General features: G+C 64.0%; 16 protein-coding genes and 2 tRNA genes. 10 read left to right on the top strand and 8 right to left on the bottom strand.

Translation table 11 applies throughout. The features are described from left to right. Window positions 1-20 precede the first annotated feature (20 nt). Together ACFZAI_RS11010 and ACFZAI_RS11005 are read right to left on the bottom strand one after the other, a co-directional pair. Window positions 21-1,037 (bottom strand): CobW family GTP-binding protein, encoded by a 1,017-nt coding sequence (locus ACFZAI_RS11010; protein WP_391566915.1) that lies wholly within the window; start codon window positions 1,035-1,037, stop codon window positions 21-23. Between the two features lie 120 nt (window positions 1,038-1,157). After that, window positions 1,158-1,233 (bottom strand) — tRNA-Asn (locus ACFZAI_RS11005). Between the two features lie 232 nt (window positions 1,234-1,465). Between ACFZAI_RS11005 and ACFZAI_RS11000 the strand changes: the two genes are divergently transcribed. The 4 genes from ACFZAI_RS11000 to ACFZAI_RS10985 all read left to right on the top strand — a co-directional run bounded on the left by ACFZAI_RS11000 (window position 1,466) and on the right by ACFZAI_RS10985 (window position 5,207). After that, a tRNA-Thr gene (locus ACFZAI_RS11000) sits at window positions 1,466-1,541 on the top strand. A 154-nt stretch (window positions 1,542-1,695) separates the two neighbouring features. After that, the gene (locus ACFZAI_RS10995; RefSeq protein ID WP_054423629.1) at window positions 1,696-2,355 is read left to right on the top strand and encodes a response regulator; all 660 of its coding nucleotides are present in this window, start codon (window positions 1,696-1,698) and stop codon (window positions 2,353-2,355) included. Beyond that, complete coding sequence (locus ACFZAI_RS10990) at window positions 2,352-3,686, top strand: ATP-binding protein (RefSeq protein ID WP_391566914.1); 1,335 nt, start codon at window positions 2,352-2,354, stop codon at window positions 3,684-3,686. The genes ACFZAI_RS10995 and ACFZAI_RS10990 overlap by 4 nt, the downstream gene beginning before the upstream one ends. A gap of 78 nt (window positions 3,687-3,764) precedes the next feature. Next, complete coding sequence (locus ACFZAI_RS10985) at window positions 3,765-5,207, top strand: DegQ family serine endoprotease (RefSeq protein WP_391566913.1); 1,443 nt, start codon at window positions 3,765-3,767, stop codon at window positions 5,205-5,207. A 75-nt stretch (window positions 5,208-5,282) separates the two neighbouring features. On the opposite strand, the gene maiA is transcribed toward ACFZAI_RS10985, so the two are convergent. From maiA to ACFZAI_RS10970, 3 genes are read right to left on the bottom strand one after another with little or no spacing between them, the layout of a single operon-like run. Further along, window positions 5,283-5,927: a maleylacetoacetate isomerase gene (maiA, locus tag ACFZAI_RS10980; protein WP_391566912.1), complete on the bottom strand. Its 645-nt coding sequence runs from the start codon at window positions 5,925-5,927 to the stop codon at window positions 5,283-5,285. Window positions 5,928-5,974: 47 nt separating this feature from the next. Next, on the bottom strand, window positions 5,975-6,952 hold the full coding sequence (ispH, locus tag ACFZAI_RS10975; protein WP_391566911.1) for a 4-hydroxy-3-methylbut-2-enyl diphosphate reductase: 978 nt from the start codon (window positions 6,950-6,952) through the stop codon (window positions 5,975-5,977). Then, window positions 6,952-7,428 (bottom strand): peptidylprolyl isomerase, encoded by a 477-nt coding sequence (locus ACFZAI_RS10970; RefSeq protein ID WP_391566910.1) that lies wholly within the window; start codon window positions 7,426-7,428, stop codon window positions 6,952-6,954. Before ACFZAI_RS10970 ends, ispH begins: the two co-directional genes overlap by 1 nt. 49 nt (window positions 7,429-7,477) lie before the next feature. Here ACFZAI_RS10970 and radC point away from each other — a divergent pair, with 49 nt between their 5' ends. The 6 genes from radC to ACFZAI_RS10940 all read left to right on the top strand — a co-directional run bounded on the left by radC (window position 7,478) and on the right by ACFZAI_RS10940 (window position 13,774). Then, window positions 7,478-8,155 (top strand): DNA repair protein RadC, encoded by a 678-nt coding sequence (gene radC, locus ACFZAI_RS10965; RefSeq protein WP_391566909.1) that lies wholly within the window; start codon window positions 7,478-7,480, stop codon window positions 8,153-8,155. A gap of 167 nt (window positions 8,156-8,322) precedes the next feature. Next, a complete protein-coding gene (kynB, locus tag ACFZAI_RS10960; RefSeq protein WP_391566908.1) occupies window positions 8,323-8,949 on the top strand; it encodes an arylformamidase in 627 nt (208 codons plus the stop codon). Between the two features lie 183 nt (window positions 8,950-9,132). Then, window positions 9,133-9,981 carry a tryptophan 2,3-dioxygenase gene (gene kynA, locus ACFZAI_RS10955; RefSeq protein WP_391566907.1) on the top strand — a complete coding sequence of 283 codons (849 nt, stop codon included), beginning with the start codon at window positions 9,133-9,135 and terminating at the stop codon, window positions 9,979-9,981. A 271-nt stretch (window positions 9,982-10,252) separates the two neighbouring features. Continuing rightward, the gene (locus ACFZAI_RS10950; RefSeq protein ID WP_006218255.1) at window positions 10,253-10,519 is read left to right on the top strand and encodes a type B 50S ribosomal protein L31; all 267 of its coding nucleotides are present in this window, start codon (window positions 10,253-10,255) and stop codon (window positions 10,517-10,519) included. A gap of 124 nt (window positions 10,520-10,643) precedes the next feature. Further along, window positions 10,644-12,374 carry an ArnT family glycosyltransferase gene (locus tag ACFZAI_RS10945; protein ID WP_391566906.1) on the top strand — a complete coding sequence of 577 codons (1,731 nt, stop codon included), beginning with the start codon at window positions 10,644-10,646 and terminating at the stop codon, window positions 12,372-12,374. Then, window positions 12,371-13,774, top strand: coding sequence for an MATE family efflux transporter (locus tag ACFZAI_RS10940; protein WP_391566905.1), 1,404 nt, complete (start codon window positions 12,371-12,373; stop codon window positions 13,772-13,774). Before ACFZAI_RS10945 ends, ACFZAI_RS10940 begins: the two co-directional genes overlap by 4 nt. A 141-nt stretch (window positions 13,775-13,915) precedes the next feature. On the opposite strand, the gene paaK is transcribed toward ACFZAI_RS10940, so the two are convergent. The 3 genes from paaK to paaG form a co-directional block, all read right to left on the bottom strand. Then, window positions 13,916-15,235, bottom strand: a complete 1,320-nt coding sequence (gene paaK, locus ACFZAI_RS10935; RefSeq protein ID WP_391566904.1) for a phenylacetate--CoA ligase PaaK — start codon at window positions 15,233-15,235, stop codon at window positions 13,916-13,918. Between the two features lie 137 nt (window positions 15,236-15,372). After that, the gene (gene paaI / locus ACFZAI_RS10930; RefSeq protein WP_391566903.1) at window positions 15,373-15,843 is read right to left on the bottom strand and encodes a hydroxyphenylacetyl-CoA thioesterase PaaI; all 471 of its coding nucleotides are present in this window, start codon (window positions 15,841-15,843) and stop codon (window positions 15,373-15,375) included. Continuing rightward, complete coding sequence (paaG, locus tag ACFZAI_RS10925) at window positions 15,843-16,631, bottom strand: 2-(1,2-epoxy-1,2-dihydrophenyl)acetyl-CoA isomerase PaaG (protein ID WP_391566902.1); 789 nt, start codon at window positions 16,629-16,631, stop codon at window positions 15,843-15,845. The genes paaI and paaG overlap by 1 nt, the downstream gene beginning before the upstream one ends. Window positions 16,632-16,640: the final 9 nt, after the last annotated feature.

The following is a 16,640-nucleotide window of genomic DNA, read 5'->3' as shown; positions in this document are numbered from 1 at the left end:
CGGCACCCTCTTGAGTCGGACTACTGGCCCAGCGCCTCACAAACCGCGGCCCGCATCTCGTCCGTATCCAAGCCACGCACGATATAGACGAGACGCGAGGATCGATCATCGTCCGGCCATTGCGTCAGCCCGCGCAAGGGATACAGCTCACCATGCACACCGTGCACCTCGCACGGCAGCGCCTCGCCTTCGAAACACACCAGCCCCTTCATGCGTAGCAACGCCTGACCAAAACGTTCCTGAATGCGCGACACCCCGGCCAGGAAAGCAGCCCGGCTGATTGGCGATGACAAGGTCAACGAAAAACTGGCGGTTTGCGCATGCCGGCCAGCCGCCGGCTGGGCGAATGCCTGTAGCCAATGCGACAGCGCAACGCCGTCCCGCCGCGCCAGCATATCCGGGCCATCGCGCAACACACCCGCCAATGGCGAATCCTGACGCTGCACACACCGTTGCGCACCGGGGTTGATAGCAACAACCGCCTGCTCCACCCGCCGCAATTGCGCTGCATCCGCCAGGTCGGACTTGCTGAGCACCACGGTATCGGCCAAGGCCAATTGCCGGGACGCCTCGGGCTGCGTGGCCAATTGCGCTTCACCATGACGCACGTCCACCAGCACGATCGCGCCGCGATATGCATAGCGCTCGGCCAAGAAATGGTCGTGTTTGAGCATGAACAGAATGGACGCCGGATCAGCCAGCCCGCTGGTTTCGATCAGCACATGGCGAAACGGCTTGATCCGGCGGCTGAGCGCCAACATGAAGAGATCGCGCAAGGTGTCGACCACCGCCCCGCTGACCACGCAGCACAGGCAGCCGCCTTCGATCAGAACCACATTGGCCGGCGCCAGGCGCACCAAGTGATGGTCGACGCCAATATCGCCGTACTCGTTGACGACGACAACCGAATCGGCATAGGCCGGTTCGTGCAGCAAGCGGTTGAGCAGCGTGGTTTTGCCGCTGCCCAGAAACCCAGAAATCACGGTCACGCCAATGCGTTTGTCGTTTTCCATCGTCTTCGACCCAACCGGTTGCATTGCGCCACCCCACCGTGGACGCGGATCGCGCAGCGTACAACAGAGGGCACGCTACCTGCGCGCGCGCAAACAAAAAGGCCACTCGCTTGCGTGAGTGGCCTTGATGTTCGGTATTTGTTTTGGCTCCCCGAGCTGGGCTCGAACCAGCGACCTGCGGATTAACAGTCCGTCGCTCTACCGACTGAGCTATCGGGGATCTGCCAAGAACGTAATTATGAACTAAATTTTTGGCGCATGCAAATCGCAGAATTTTTAAATCTTTTTGCGTCGATTGTTTCCCATCGCGAAAAAACTCTGATATGATTTCGGTCTTTCCAGATCAGGCCCTAAAAACAAGGCGACGAACTGGAAGAAACAAAGATGTTTTGCTTGTTGTTCAGCATCGCCGAATTCAACACCGGCACGCAGAAGTTGAAGCAAATGGTCTTGCCGGCATAGCTCAGTTGGTAGAGCAGCGCATTCGTAATGCGAAGGTCGTAGGTTCGACTCCTATTGCCGGCACCAAATTCAAAAAGCAGCCCTCTCGGGCTGCTTTTTTCATTTCCGCACATCCTTCGCTCGAACGCCCCTGCCCTTGGCGGCCCCGCTCACGGGAACTCCATCCGCCCCACACGCGTCCAACTTGCTGGATTTTTCCTTCAGCCAAGCGAAGACCACCATGCGCATCCTTCTCGTCGAAGACGACATCATGATCGGTGAAAGCGTACTGGACTGCCTGCGCGCGGAGCATTACGCCGTCGACTGGGTCAAGGACGGCAACGCTGCCGAGCTGGCCTTGCGCACCGACACCTATGACTTGATTCTGCTGGACCTGGGCCTGCCCAAGCGCGACGGCCTGACGCTGTTGCGCGACCTGCGCACGCGCAAGGACCGCACGCCGGTCCTGATCGCCACCGCGCGCGACGCCGTCAGCGACCGCATTGCGGGGCTGGACGCCGGCGCGGATGACTACGTCGTCAAACCGTATGACGTAGACGAGCTGCTGGCCCGCATGCGCGCGCTGATCCGCCGCAGCGCCGGGCGCGCCGAACCCGTGTTTGAGCATGAAGGCATCACCATCGACCCGCAATCGCATGCGGCGATGGTGGATGGCACGCCCGTTGCGCTGACCGCCCGCGAATGGGCCGTGCTGGAACCGCTGATCGCCCGCCCGGGCATGATCTTTTCGCGCGCCCAGCTGGAAGAAAAACTCTACAGCTGGAAAGACAGCGTCAGCAGCAACGCGGTTGAGGTTTATATTCATGGCCTGCGCAAGAAACTGGGTCCGAACCTGATCCAGAACGTCAGAGGCGTCGGCTATGTCATTCCCAAAACATGAGCATTCGGCTTAGCGACTCGCTACGAGCCCGTCTGCTGTTCTTCCTGCTGGCCGCCATTGTGGTCGGCGCGCTCGCGCAAGCCGCCATCGCCTATCGCAGCACGCTCGCGCAGGCCGACGACATCTTTGATTCGCTGCTGCAACGCACCGCCTTGTCGCTAGGCACGGGCGACGGCCTGCTCAGCACAGGCCCCACCCATAACCGCGGCGCCGCCACGCCCATGGCCGACGACCTGATCATCCAGATCTGGACGCCTGACGGCCTGCGCGTCTTCAACTCACGCTCGCGCCGCCCCCTGCCCGACCAGATCGTGCTGGGGTTTTCCGACGCCAAGATGGAAGGCACCACGTATCGCGTGTATTCGCTGGCGACGCCCTTCCAGGTGATCCAGGTCGCGCAGGACATGGACGTGCGCAAGCACATGGCGCGCGCGCTGGCGCTGCGCACCATCGCGCCCATTGCGGCTGCGGCGCCCGTTCTGATGCTGATCATCTGGTGCGTGGTGAGCTGGTCGCTGCGCCCCGTCAATCGCGCGCGCGAACAGGTTGCCGCGCGGCAGCCCGAAGACCTGTCGCCGGTCAGCGTGACGGGGCTGCCCGATGAAATCCGCCCCCTTATCGTCGAACTGAATCTGCTGCTGGACCGCATGCGAGGCGCGTTCGCACAACAAAAGCAATTTGTCGGAGACGCCGCACATGAATTGCGATCTCCGCTGACGGCACTGCGCCTGCAACTGCAAGCACTGCGGCGCGCCAGCGACGCAGACGCCCGCCAGCTTGCCGAACAGCGCCTGGCCGCCGGCATCGACCGCGCCACGCGCCTGGTCGAACAGCTGCTGTCCATGGCCCGCCACGAAAGCACCGCCGAACAGACGCCCGCCGCCCCCGTGGACCTGGCCGACGTGCTGCGTCAGGCCCTGTCTGAAAACCTGCCGCAGGCGAATACCAAGTCCATCACGATCGACATGGACGGCGCCGATGAAGCCGTCATGCAAGGCCACCGCGACGCGCTGGTGCTGCTGGCGCGCAACCTGCTGGACAACGCCATCAAGCACTCGCCGGAAGGCGGGCGCATCCGGCTGCATTTGGATCAGGCGAAAGACAAGGTGTCTTTCACGATTGACGACGAAGGCCCCGGCATTCCTCCCGCCGAACGCGAACGCGTCTTCGACCGCTTCTACCGCGCCGAAGGCAATACGCAGCACGGCAGCGGCCTGGGGCTGTCTATCGCCCGCGCCATCGCCGACCGCCATCACGCCGCAATTTTCCTGGAAGACGCCCCCGGCGGCCACGGGTTGCGCGCACGCGTGGAATTCCCCCTGCGCGGATGATTTCAGCGATTTAAGATTCACCTAAGTGTCGGGCCCGAAGATAGCGTCATGTCCTCAAACATGAACCCAGGAGCCGACATGAAGACCTCGCAAATGAAACCCTCGCGCCTGATGCTGGCGCTGCTGGCCGCTGGCGCCATTGGCGGCGCTGGCGCAACCGCCGTGATGGGCGGCGTGTCGATGGCGGCCAACGCGCCGGCCGTCGCCGCTGCGCCGCAATCGATCAATACTTCCAGCCCGCCGAACTTCGCGCAGATCACGCGCGACTTCGGGCCGGCCGTTGTAAATATCAGCGTCAGCGGCACCCGCAAGGTGTCGGCAGACGATGACGACCCCTTCGCCCAGTTCTTTGGCCAGATCCCCGGCTCGCGCGGCCGTATGCCGGCGCGTGAAGTCCCGATGCGCGGCGAAGGCTCGGGCTTCATCATCAGCAACGACGGCACCATCCTGACCAATGCGCACGTGGTGCAAGACGCGAAGGAAGTCACCGTCAAGCTGACCGACCGCCGCGAATTCAAGGCCAAGGTGCTGGGCGCCGACCCGCAGACGGACGTGGCCGTGCTCAAGATCGACGCCAAGAACCTGCCGGTGGTGAAGGTGGGTGACGTCAACCAATTGCAGGTGGGCGAATGGGTGTTGGCCATTGGCTCGCCCTACGGCCTGGAGAACACCGCGACGGCGGGCATCGTCAGCGCCAAGGGACGTTCGCTGCCGGACGATACGTCGGTGCCGTTCATCCAGACGGACGTGGCCGTCAACCCGGGCAACTCGGGCGGCCCGCTGTTTAACGACCGCGGCGAAGTCGTGGGCATCAACTCGCAGATCTACAGCCGCACGGGCGGCTTCCAGGGCCTGTCGTTCTCGATCCCCATCGATGTGGCCTACAAGATCAAGGATCAGATCTTGCAGCACGGCAAGGTGCAGCATGCGCGGCTGGGCGTGACGGTGCAGGAAGTGAATCAAGACCTGGCCAACTCGTTCAAGCTGGAGTCGCCCTCGGGCGCGCTGGTGTCCAGCGTCGAGAAAGGCAGCGCGGCCGAGAAGGCCGGCCTGCAACCCGGCGACGTTGTGCGGCAGATCGATGGCAAGACCATCGTGTCTTCCGGCGACTTGGCATCCATGATCACGCTGGCCTCGCCCGGCGAGAAGATCAAGCTGGATGTCTGGCGTGCCGGCGCGCCCAAGGAGCTTGTCGCCACGCTGGGCGGCGTGCCGAAGGACAAGTCGCAAACGGCGTCAGGGGATGAGGGCGTGCAGCGCGGCCAACTGGGTCTGGCCCTGCGCCCGCTAAGCCCGCAAGAGCAACAGGCGTCGGGCGCCGAAGGCCTGCTGATTGAGCGCTCGGCCGGTCCGGCTGCCAAAGCGGGCATCGAACCGGGTGATGTACTGCTGTCCTTGAACGGCGTGCCCGTGCGCGACATCGCGCAGGTGAAGGCGGAACTGTCCAAAGCCGGCAAGACGGTTGCGCTGCTGGTGCAGCGCGGCGAAGACAAGATCTTCGTGCCGGTGCAGATCGGCTAAGCCAGCCTGCTCCGTACGATCGACGCCGTATGACTTCGAGTCGCCGGACTTGGGGCCATACGGCGTCGAGTCGTCCTACTCCGCGTCGGGCTGCTTGCCCGGCGCGGCGTTTGCGAAAGCCGGCAGCGCGCGGCAAGCCGCATCGATGCGCACCACGTTGGGCATCGACGACAAATCGCATTCAAAGCGCTGCGCGTTAGCCACTTGCGGCACCAGGCACAGATCAGCAATGGTCGGCGTATCGCCGTGACAGAAAGTACCTGTGGCGCTCGAACGCGCCAGTTGCGATTCCAGGGCCTCAAGCCCCTGATGCACCCAATGCTTGTACCAAGCAGTCTTGGCGGCTTCATCCACGCCCAGCGTGTGCTTCAGATACTTCAGCACGCGCAGGTTGTTCAACGGATGCGTGTCGCACGCAATGCCCAACGCCAGATCGCGCACACGCGCGCGGCCAATCGCGTCAGCGGGCAGCAGCGGCACACCGGGGTGCGTTTCTTCCAGATATTCAATGATGGCAAGCGACTGGCCAATGACCGCGTCGCCATCGATCAGCGTAGGCACCAGCGCCGTCGGATTCAGCTTGCGATAGCCCTCCGACAATTGCTGGCCGCCATCCTTCAGCAGATGCACCGGCACCGTCTCGTACGGCAAACCCTTGAGATTCAAGGCGATGCGCACGCGGTACGCGGCCGAGCTGCGGAAATAGCTATACAACTGCATGAAGTCTCCTTGACGTTTTTTCTGGCGCCGCGCCGGGCGGCGGCCGCTTATTCCAGCGATTCCGTTTGCGCCGCCTTGCGCGACAAGCCCTTGGGCAGCGGGAACGCCACATTTTCTTCCAGGCCGGGCATCGTGCGCACCGATACCGCGCCCAATTCCTTCACGCGGTCAATCACCTGTTGCACCAGAATCTCGGGGGCGGAAGCGCCCGCCGTGACGCCGATGCGCTTGCGGCCCACCAGCCAGGCGGGGTCGATCGATTGCGCGCCATCGATCAGGTAAGACGCCACGCCCTTGCGCTCGGCCACTTCGCGCAAACGATTCGAGTTTGAGCTGTTGACGCTACCCACGACCAGCACCAGATCGCAATCCGGCGCCATCACCTTCACCGCGTCCTGACGATTCTGGGTGGCGTAGCAGATGTCGCTTTTCTTGGGTTCGACGATGCTGGGGAAACGCGCCTTGAGCGCCTTGGACACCGCGGCCGCGTCATCGACGGACAGGGTCGTCTGGGTGACGTAGGCCAGGTTTTCGGGGTCGGTCACTTCCAGGCCCGCCACATCTTCCACGGTCTCGACCAGATACATGCCGCCCTGGGCCTGACCTAGCGTGCCTTCGACCTCGGGGTGGCCCTTGTGGCCGATCATGATGATCTCGCGGCCGGCCGCGCGCATGCGCGCCACTTCAATGTGCACCTTGGTGACCAGCGGGCAGGTGGCGTCAAACACCTGCAAGCCGCGCGATTCCGCTTCGGCCCGCACCGCCTTGGACACGCCATGCGCCGAGAACACGACGATGGCGCCCGCCGGCGCGTCGTCCAGCTCGTCGATGAAGATGGCGCCCTTGGCGCGCAGGTCTTCGACCACATAACGGTTGTGCACGATCTCATGACGCACGTAGATCGGCGCGCCATGCAGTTCGATTGCGCGTTCGACGATATCGATCGCGCGGTCCACACCGGCACAGAAGCCGCGCGGCTGGGCCAGCAGGACTTCAGCGTCGGCGGCGGTAACGGCCTTGCTCATCAGAGAACTCCCAGCAGCGCCACGTCGACTCGCAAGCTGATGCCCGCAAGCGGGTGGTTGAAGTCGAACAGCGCCGACTCATCGTTGATTTCTTTCAGAACGCCAGAATAACGTCCGCCGTTGGGCGCGGTGAATTCCACCAGGTCGCCCGGCTCGAACGTGGCGTCGGCGCCCGCGTGCTCGGCCAGCATGCCGCGCGTAACGCGCTGAATCAGCTCGGGGTTGCGGTCGCCGTAGGCGTCAGCCGGCTCCAGCGTCACGCTGAACTTTTCGCCTTCGGCATGGCCGATCAGCGCGGCTTCCAGGCCGGGCGCCCACTGGCCGCTGCCCATTTGCAGCGTGCCGGGACGGCCGTCGAAGGTGTCGGCGAAGACCGAATCCTTGCCAGGACCGGACGCGAGCGTGATGCGGTAATGCAGCGTTAGGTAGGAATCCTGACGGACAAAAACGTTCACTTCGTTAGAGGCGATGCTCAAGATCTGCCACCGTATAGATATTGGATAAACCCTGATTTTAGAGCCTCTTATGAAATTGTCTGTCCGGCTGTCAAAACACGAGCGCCCCCGAGAGCGCTTACTACGCCACGGCGCCGCCGCGCTACAGGATGCGGAACTGCTCGCCATCGCCCTGCGCACGGGCATTCCGGGGCTGAATGTGGTGGATCTTTCCAGCCGCCTGCTCGAGCGTTTTTCGGGCTTGCGGGGTTTATTAGGGGCCACACCCGACGAACTGATGACCGTTTCCGGGCTGGGCACGGCCAAAGCCTGCACGCTGGCCGCGCTGCTGGAACTGGCCCGCCGGGCCGTCGAGGAAGACCTGACGCGCGCGGACGCCCTGCGCCACCCGTCTCAGGTAAAACGCTATTGCATGACGGCGCTGGGGCATCGCCAGGTGGAACACTGCATTGCGCTCTACCTGGACAACCAGCTGCGCGTGATCGCCACGGGCGAACTGGCGCGCGGCACGCTATCCCAGGCCTCGGTCTACCCCCGCGAAGTCGTCCGCGAGGCGCTGCGCCACCATGCCGCCGCCTTGATCGTGGCGCACAACCACCCATCGGGCCTGGCCGAACCCAGCGCCGCCGACCGCGGCTTCACGCAGCAGCTGAAACAGGCGCTGGCGCTGGTGGACATCAAACTGGTCGACCACCTGATCGTCGCCGGGGCGGCCGTGATCTCCATGGCCGAACTGGGCGGCGTATAGCTTCCCGCAGGCCGCCGGAATTCGTTAGACTACCGCCCGGAATTGCTTTAGGCTTTAACCTATTCGCGTGACCAATCGCCGTCGTGGCCAAGCCCGCTTTTGCCCGACCCGCTCTTGCCCGACCGACTTTTGCCTGACCCCTCCCAGCCTGACTTGAAACGCTTCTAATGAAACGCTTGTGGGACATTTCCCCGCCCGTCTCCGCGGCGTCGCCTGTTTTTCCCGGCGACACGCCGTACCGCCAGCAATGGAAGTGGTCGCTTACGCCCGGCTGTCCGGTCAATGTCAGTGAAATCACGCTGTCGCCGCATATCGGCGCGCATGCCGATGCCCCGCTGCACTATCAGAACGGCGCCGCCGCCATCGGCGCGGTGTCGCTGGAACCCTTTCTTGGCCCCTGCCGCGTGATCCACGCGATCGACTGCGGCCCGCTGATCACCCCCGACCACCTGGCCCATGCGGCCCTGAATCTTCCGCCGCGGGTGCTCGTGCGCACCGCCAAGCATGCGGCGCAAGACTGGTGGACCGACGATTTCTCCGCCTACGCGCCCCAGACCATCGAATGGCTGGCCGAACGCGGCGTCATGCTGATCGGACTGGATACCGCCAGCATCGACCCCGCGTCCAGCAAGACCCTGGACAGCCATCACACGATCTTGCGGCACGACATGCGGGTGCTTGAAAACCTGGTGCTCGATGATGTGCCGGAAGGCGATTACGAATTGATCGCCCTGCCGTTGGCTTTGGTCCAGGCTGATGCCAGCCCGGTTCGCGCCGTCTTGCGCGAACTGTAGGCTGGTCCGCTGGCCTTCGAGCGGCCGCCTCACGCCGGCCGCTCGCTCTCGAAGACGCACGACCATGAACCTGTCTGACACCCTCTGTGCGGCGCTTGCCTGCGTCCGCCCCCGCGCGCCCGGCTGGCGCGCCCTGCCCGCATCGGCCCGCCGCGCCGCCCCGCCCTGCCACGGAGGCCAAGCATGAGCTGCCCGCACCGCCCCGAAGACATCGTCCGCGAGGAAAAAGCGCAGCTGGATTTCACGCGCGACATGACCTACGGCGACTACCTGCATCTGGACGACGTGCTGGGCGCGCAGCATCCGCTGTCGCCCGAGCACAACGAGATGCTCTTCATCATTCAGCACCAGACCAGCGAACTCTGGATGAAGCTGATGCTGCACGAACTTCGCGCCGCCATCGCCAACGTGGCGGCCGACCGGTTGCAACCCGCCTTCAAGATGCTGGCGCGCGTCAGCAAGATCATGGAGCAGCTGGTTCACGCCTGGGATGTGCTGGCGACGATGACGCCGCCCGAGTATTCCGCGCTGCGCCCGTACCTGGCCCGTTCCAGCGGCTTTCAAAGCTATCAATACCGCCAGATCGAATTCCTGTTGGGCAACAAGAACGCCGCGATGCTCAAACCCCACGCGCATCGCGAAGACCTGCTGGCTCAGGTGCAAAGCGCCTACGTCGCCCCCTCGCTGTACGACGAAGCGCTGCGCCTCCTGGCGCGTCAGGGCATCGCGGTGCCCGCCGACCGGCTAGACCGCGACTGGACGCAGCCGTACGAATCCTCTGAAGGCGTGGAAGCCGCCTGGCTGACGGTCTACCGCGACACCGACCGCTATTGGGATCTGTATCAGTTGGGCGAAAAGCTGACCGACCTGGAAGACGCGTTCCGGCTGTGGCGATTCCGCCACGTCACAACGGTCGAACGCGTCATCGGCTTCAAGCGCGGCACGGGCGGGACGTCGGGCGTGGATTACCTGCGGCGCATGCTGGATGTCGTGCTGTTCCCGGAAATCTGGAAACTGCGCACGGAACTTTGAAATCCGTCCCCTTATTCAGCACCGAAGGCAACGCACGCCGCGGCACCCTTTTGCCCTGGCGTAGCGGGATTTTCCCGTGCTAGAATTTGGGGTTACTTTTTGGATACGTGGCTAGAGTCCTCGCATAAGTGATTCAGTGATTCGGTATTTCGCAGCGGCAACTATCGTTGTCAGCCAAAATATCGAAGCCCCTGAAACCCGCTTTTCGCGTCCTGGCTGGCGACCCTAACTCTTGAGAAAGACTCCCTAGCGGGTCCAAGGATTAAGCACCATGAAAGAAGGCATTCACCCCGAATACCGCGAAGTCGTCTTCGCCGACCTGCAAACGGGCAACAAGTTCATCACCCGTTCGACGGTCCACACGCGCGAAACCGTTGAAATCGACGGCAAGACGTACCCGCTCTTCAAGTGCGACGTGACCTCCGAATCGCACCCGTTCTACACCGGCGCCCAAACGCGTATCGTCGAAACCGGCCGTGTGGAAAAGTTCCGCGCCCGCTTCGCCCGTACGGCCGGCACGGTCAAGTCCGCTTCCTGATCCTGTTGCTCCTACGGGAGTCACAGCAAAAAGGCAGCCTTCGGGCTGCTTTTTTTTCCCCCCTGGACGGCTTCGTGCATGCTGGGGGCTGGCGCAACCAGATCACTCGGTTACAGTAACGCCCGTGTCCCCACTTTCTCTTTCCACTCCCGCCCGGCTCACGTCCGTGGCGACCGCGAAGCTCCCCAGACTGATATTGCTGGGCTTGGCGCTGGCCTATGTCGTGGCCGGCCTGTTCATGCGCGACCCGTGGAAAACGGATGATGCGGTGGGTCTGGCGACGATGATCACGGCGATCCGCGAAGGCGGCATCACGTGGCTGCTGCCGCAAGTGGGCCACTTGGCGCACGCCGAAGAAGGCCCGCTGATCACCTGGGTGGGCGCCATCTGCATTTGGCTGTTTGGCCCCTTCATTGGCGACATCACCGCCGGCCGCCTGCCCAACCTGCTGTGGTTTGGCATTACCGCAACCAGCGTCTGGTACGGCACCTATCTGCTGGGCCGCCGCGCCGAAGCCCAACCCTTGGCCCTGCCCTTCGGCGGTGAACCTGAACCGCGCGACTACGGCCGCATGCTGGCCGACGCCGCTTTGCTGCTGCTGCTGGCCACCGTCGGCATCCTGCAACGCACACACGAAACCACGGTCGTGCCGGCGATCATGGCGTGCCAGGCGCTGGCGTTCTATTCCTTGGCGCGCAGCGTTGACCGCCCCTTCACCGGCACCACGACGCTGGGCATTGCGCTGGCCGCCAGTTTCCTGACGCGCGGCTGGGTGGGCGCGGTGCCCATCATGATCGGCGCGTTGCTGGCCTTCTACCCGCGCAGCCAATTGTGGAAGTGCAAGCGCTGGCTGCCCTGGGCCGCCCTGCTGACCGTGGCGCTGATCCTGGCCTGGTGGATTCCGGCCAGCGAAACCAGCCAGTACTGGGTACGCAACTGGAAGACCTGGAACCTGTCGTCATTCGCGCTGCCGTCATGGCATGACATTGGACGCACGCTGCGCGACCTGCCCTGGTACTTGTGGCCGACCTGGCCGCTGGCGCTGCTGGCCGTCTGGCGCTGGCGCGCCTGGATTTACGCCCCCCACATCTGGCTGCCGCTGATGCTGCTGGCATGCTCGGCGCTGGTGCTGTTCGGCCTGGAAGAAGCCACCGATTCCGAATACGTGCTGTTGGCGGTGCCGTGCGCCGTGCTGGGTGCGTTCTCGCTGCCGACGCTGCGCCGCGGTGTCGTCAATACGCTGGATTGGTTTGCCGTCATGTGCTTCTCGCTGACGGCCGCCACCGCCTGGCTGGGCTGGGTGGCGCTGCACTTCAACATCCCGGCTCAGATTTCCCGCAACATCGCCCGCCAGACGACCGGCTACGAGCCCGTCATTTCGTGGGGCGCATTCACGCTCGCCGTGATTTTCACCGTGGCCTGGATCGCACTGGTGGTGTGGCGGCTGCGCGTGCGTCCGCAAGCCCTGTGGCGCGGCACGGTGTTGTCCGCAGGCGGCCTGACGGTGACGTGGATTCTGCTGGTGCTGCTGTGGCAGCCCGCCGTGGACTACGCGCGCAGCTATCGCACGGTATCGGGCCAATTGGCGCAAGCCTTGCAACAACACATGCGGCCCGGCGAATGCGTGCGGGGTTTGAGCCTGGGCAGCGGCCAGCGCGCGTCGTTCCTGATCTTCAATAACTTGAGCTTCACGTTTGACGCCAAGTGCACGCTGATCCTGCAACAGACCAGCAATCAAAGCCTGCGCGACAACACCGCCGCGTATAGCGACGGCGCCGACGTGCTGTGGCAAGGCGGCCGCCGCGCCGACCGGCAGGAAGTCTTCCGCCTGCTGCGAGTCGGCCCCAACCGATGAATGCCGTGAACGCGGCGCCGATGTCATTCGGCGCCACTCTGCGCGGCATTGCCAAGCAGGCCTGGCCGGTGCTGATCAGCCAGTGGGCCGGCATCTCGTTCGGCGTACTGGACACCGCCATGACGGGCCACTCCAGCGCCAACGACCTGGCCGCGATGGCCCTGTCGGCCTCTATCTACATTACGGTGTTCGTCGGCCTGATGGGCGTGGTGCACGCCTTGATTCCCATCCTGGCGCAGCAGTACGGCGCGGGCAACAATCACGAAGTGGGCCGCAGCTGGGGCCAGGGCGTGTGGCTGGCGCTTGGGCTGTCGGTCGTGGGCGCCATCCTGATGCTGTTTCCCGATGTCTGGCTATCGATGTCGGGCAATGTGGCCCCCGGCGTGCGCGAGCGCATCGGCTCCTACTTGCAAGCGCTGGTTATCGCGCTGCCCGCGGCGCTGGTGTTCCGCACGATCTACGCGCTAGGCACATCGGTGTCGCGGCCCAAGCTCGTCATGGCGATCAACCTGTCGGCGATCGGCTTCAAGGCCTTCTTCAACTGGCTGTTCATCTACGGCAACTTCGGCCTGCCCGCCATGGGCGCAACCGGCGCTGGGCTGGCGACGGCCGTGGTGTCGTGGATGAGCCTGGGCCTGGGGCTGTGGGTGATCACGCATGACCGCTTCTACCGCCGCTTCCATCTTCGCGTGGGCAAACCCGACTGGAAGACACTGAAGGAACTGCTGCGGCTGGGCATTCCGATGGGCGGCTCGTACCTGGTGGAAGTGTCGGCGTTCACATTCATGGCCCTGCTGGTGGCCCGCGAAGGCACGTTCGTCACGGGCGGCCACCAGATCATGTCGAACCTGGCGGCGCTGTGCTACATGATGCCGATGGCGTTGGGGGTGGCCACCGCCGCGCTCACCGCACAAGCCATCGGCGCCGGCAATATGGCGCACGCGCATCGCACGGGCATGGCCGGCTTGGCGCTGGGCCTGATCGGCGCTTTGGTGACGGCGGCGGTGCTGCTGGCGGGCCGTCCGCTTATTCTTGCCGCCTATACCGACGACGTCGAAGTCGCCGCCGTGGCCACGACGCTGCTGGCGGTACTGCCGCTGTTTCACTTGTTCGATTCCATGCAGTGCATCAATTCCTACCTCTTGCGCGCCTACAAGGTGGCGGTGGTGCCGTTGCTGCTGCAAATGGTGGCGTTGGCGGGCGTGGGGCTCGTCGGCGGCTGGTGGTTTGGCTTCGGCCCGGGCCGTGGCGGGCTGGATGGCATCCGCAATGTGCTGGTGCCAGGGTCGCCCGAAGGCGCGGGCAGCATGTGGCTGATGGCGATGGTGGGGCTGGCCTTGTCGGCCGCGCTGCTCCACTTCTGGTACCGCCGCATCGTGCGAACGATGGCGCAGCGGTAACGCCGCGGCGTTCAGCGCTGAACCAAAAAAAATGGCAGCCCGAAAAGGCTGCCATTTTTATTACCCGACTGATTTATAGCCAGAAGCCACAAGCCAGGACCCAGGGCCCAGGCCCCAGGCCCCAGGCCCCAGGCCCCAGGCTCAGACCACCTTCGGACGCTTGTCGATCACACGACGCGCCTTGCCCGTCAACGTGCGCTCGACATGCCCCGCATCCGACACCTGGATGCGCGCGCTGACGCCGATGTGCGTCTTCACGGCATGTTGCAGCTGCTTGCCCAGGTTGTTGCGTTCGTCGTCAGACAGCCCCGAGAACTCGGCGCGCACTTCCGTCAGGATTTCAAGCTCGTCCATATTGCCCGTGCGCGACAGCACCAGCTGATAGTGCGGCGCCAGTTGCGCGATCTTCAGCACCAGCTCTTCAACCTGCGTCGGGAACATGTTCACGCCACGCACGATCAGCATGTCGTCACTGCGGCCCGTGATCTTGCCAATGCGGCGCATGCTGCGCGCGGTGGGCGGCAACAGGCGGGTCAGGTCACGCGTGCGGTAGCGGATGATGGGCATCGCTTCCTTGGTCAACGACGTGAACACAAGCTCGCCGGGTTCGCCGTCAGCCACGGGTTCGCCCGTGTCCGGGTTGATGATCTCGGCGTAGAAATGGTCTTCCCACACCACCGGACCATCCTTGGTTTCCACGCATTCGCTGGCCACACCCGGGCCCATCACTTCAGACAAGCCGTAGATGTCCACGGCGTCGATGCCGGCTTCGGCCTCGATGTCGGCGCGCATCTGGCCCGTCCACGGCTCAGCGCCGAAGATGCCGATACGCAGCGAACTTTGACGCGGATCAATGCCCTGGCGGCGCTGTTCTTCGAGAATATTGCAGAAGTAGGAAGGCGTGACCATGATGATGTCCGGACGGAAATCATTGATCAGCTGCACCTGCTTTTCAGTTTGGCCGCCCGACATCGGGATGACCGTGCAGCCCAGGCGTTCCGCACCATAGTGCGCGCCCAGGCCGCCCGTGAACAGCCCGTAGCCGTAGGCGATGTGCACGGTGTCGCCCGGCTTGCCGCCCGCCGCGCGGATCGAGCGCGCCACCAGATTGGCCCAGTTGTCCAGGTCGCTCTTGGTGTAGCCCACAACCGTCGGCTTGCCCGTCGTGCCGCTGGACGCATGGATGCGCGAAATGCGCTCGCGCGGCACCGCAAACATGCCGAACGGGTAGTTGTCGCGCAGTTCCTTCTTCGTGGTGAAGGGAAACTTGGAAATATCGGACAGCTGCTTCAAGTCGTCCGGATGCACGCCCGCTTCGTCGAAGGCCTTTTTGTAGTGCGCGACGTTCTCGTACGCGTGCTTGAGGGTCCACTTCAGACGCTCAAGCTGCAACGCGCGAAGCTCGTCCTCGCTGGCATGCTCGATGGGGTCCAGCCCCGGCTTGCTTATGGTGTTGGACATGGTTATCTCTCTCCTGAAATTCGCTCTACACCGGTCCGGGCCGCGCCGGGGGCAACACCCCCACGCGCGCGCCGCTTGGCCGGCGATCTTGTCTTTGGTTGGATGACGGGTTCAGCGTTGTGCCTAAGGCCTGCCACTCAGGCCTCGGCGGGGACTCCCACGATCTGGCCCTTGATGCGATAGGACCGCCCTCGGAACAGCGCGACGTTGCGCCCGTCTTGATTCGTGACGGTCACGTCGTACACACCCGTGCGGCCGGCCAGCGACCGCTCTTGCGCCACAGCGGTGAGCAGATCGCCTTCAAAGCCCGGGGCCAGATAGTCGATCGTGCAGCCGGAAGCCACCGTACTGACATTGCGCGAATTGCAAGAAAACGCGAACGCGCTGTCGGCCAGCGCGAAGATGAAGCCGCCATGGCAGGTCTTGTGCCCGTTGAGCATGTCGGCGCGCACGCGCATCGTCAGACGCGCATAGCCCGGCGCCATCTCTTCGACCTTCATGTCCAAGCCCTGCGACGCCGCGTCACCCGCATACATCACGGTGCCAACGGCCTGCGCCAATTCCTGGGGATCGCTCGGCACCTCAACAGTGGGAACGTGCACGGTCATCATTGCCCCTTGAATTGCGGTTCGCGCTTGCCCAGGAACGCGGCCACGCCTTCAGCGTAATCGGCGCTGCGGCCCAGTTCGCGCATCATGTCGCGTTCCAGGTCCAGCTGCGTCGACAGATCGTTGCTCAAGCTGGCCTGCAAAGCGCGCTTGGTGAACGCCAGGCCCTTGGTGGGCGCCGTCGAAAAATGTTGAGCCAGGCGGTTCAGCGTGGCGTCGAACTCTTCGTCCGCCACGCATTGCCAGATCAAGCCCCATTCTTCGGCCTGCTTGGCGCTGAGCTTGTCGCCCAGCATCGCCAAACCCATGGCGCGCGCCCGGCCCACCAGACGCGGCAGCACGAAGGTGCCGCCGGTGTCGGGGATCAGGCCCAGCCGGCAAAACGACTGGATGAAATTGGCCGAGGCCTTGGCGATGACGATATCGCCCGCGAACGCCAGGTTGGCGCCCGCACCGGCCGCCACGCCATTCACGCCCACGACAACGGGCATGGGCAAGGCATTCAAGCGGCGAACCAGCGGGCCATAGAACTTGTCGACGGTTTCGCCCAGATCGGGCGGCGTGCCGTCTTCGGCGGGCTTGCGCTCGCTTAAGTCCTGGCCTGCGCAAAAGCCGCGGCCGGCGCCGGTCAAGACCAGCACGCGCGCGCCTTCGGTTTCAACGCGCGTCAACGCGTCGGCCACTTCGCCGTGCATGTTGGCGGTGAAGCTGTTCAGTTTGTCCGGGCGGTTCAGCGTCAGACGCGCGATGCCGTTGGACAAATCAAATTGAATATCCTGATAGCTCATAAGCGTCGC

Origin of the sequence: Achromobacter sp. NPDC008082 (genome assembly GCF_042957345.1) — a bacterium.
Classification (GTDB): Bacteria; Pseudomonadota; Gammaproteobacteria; order Burkholderiales; family Burkholderiaceae_B; genus Achromobacter; species Achromobacter kerstersii_A.
Note: the sequence above shows the minus strand (reverse complement) of the source record. Positions and strands in the feature narration are given on the sequence as shown.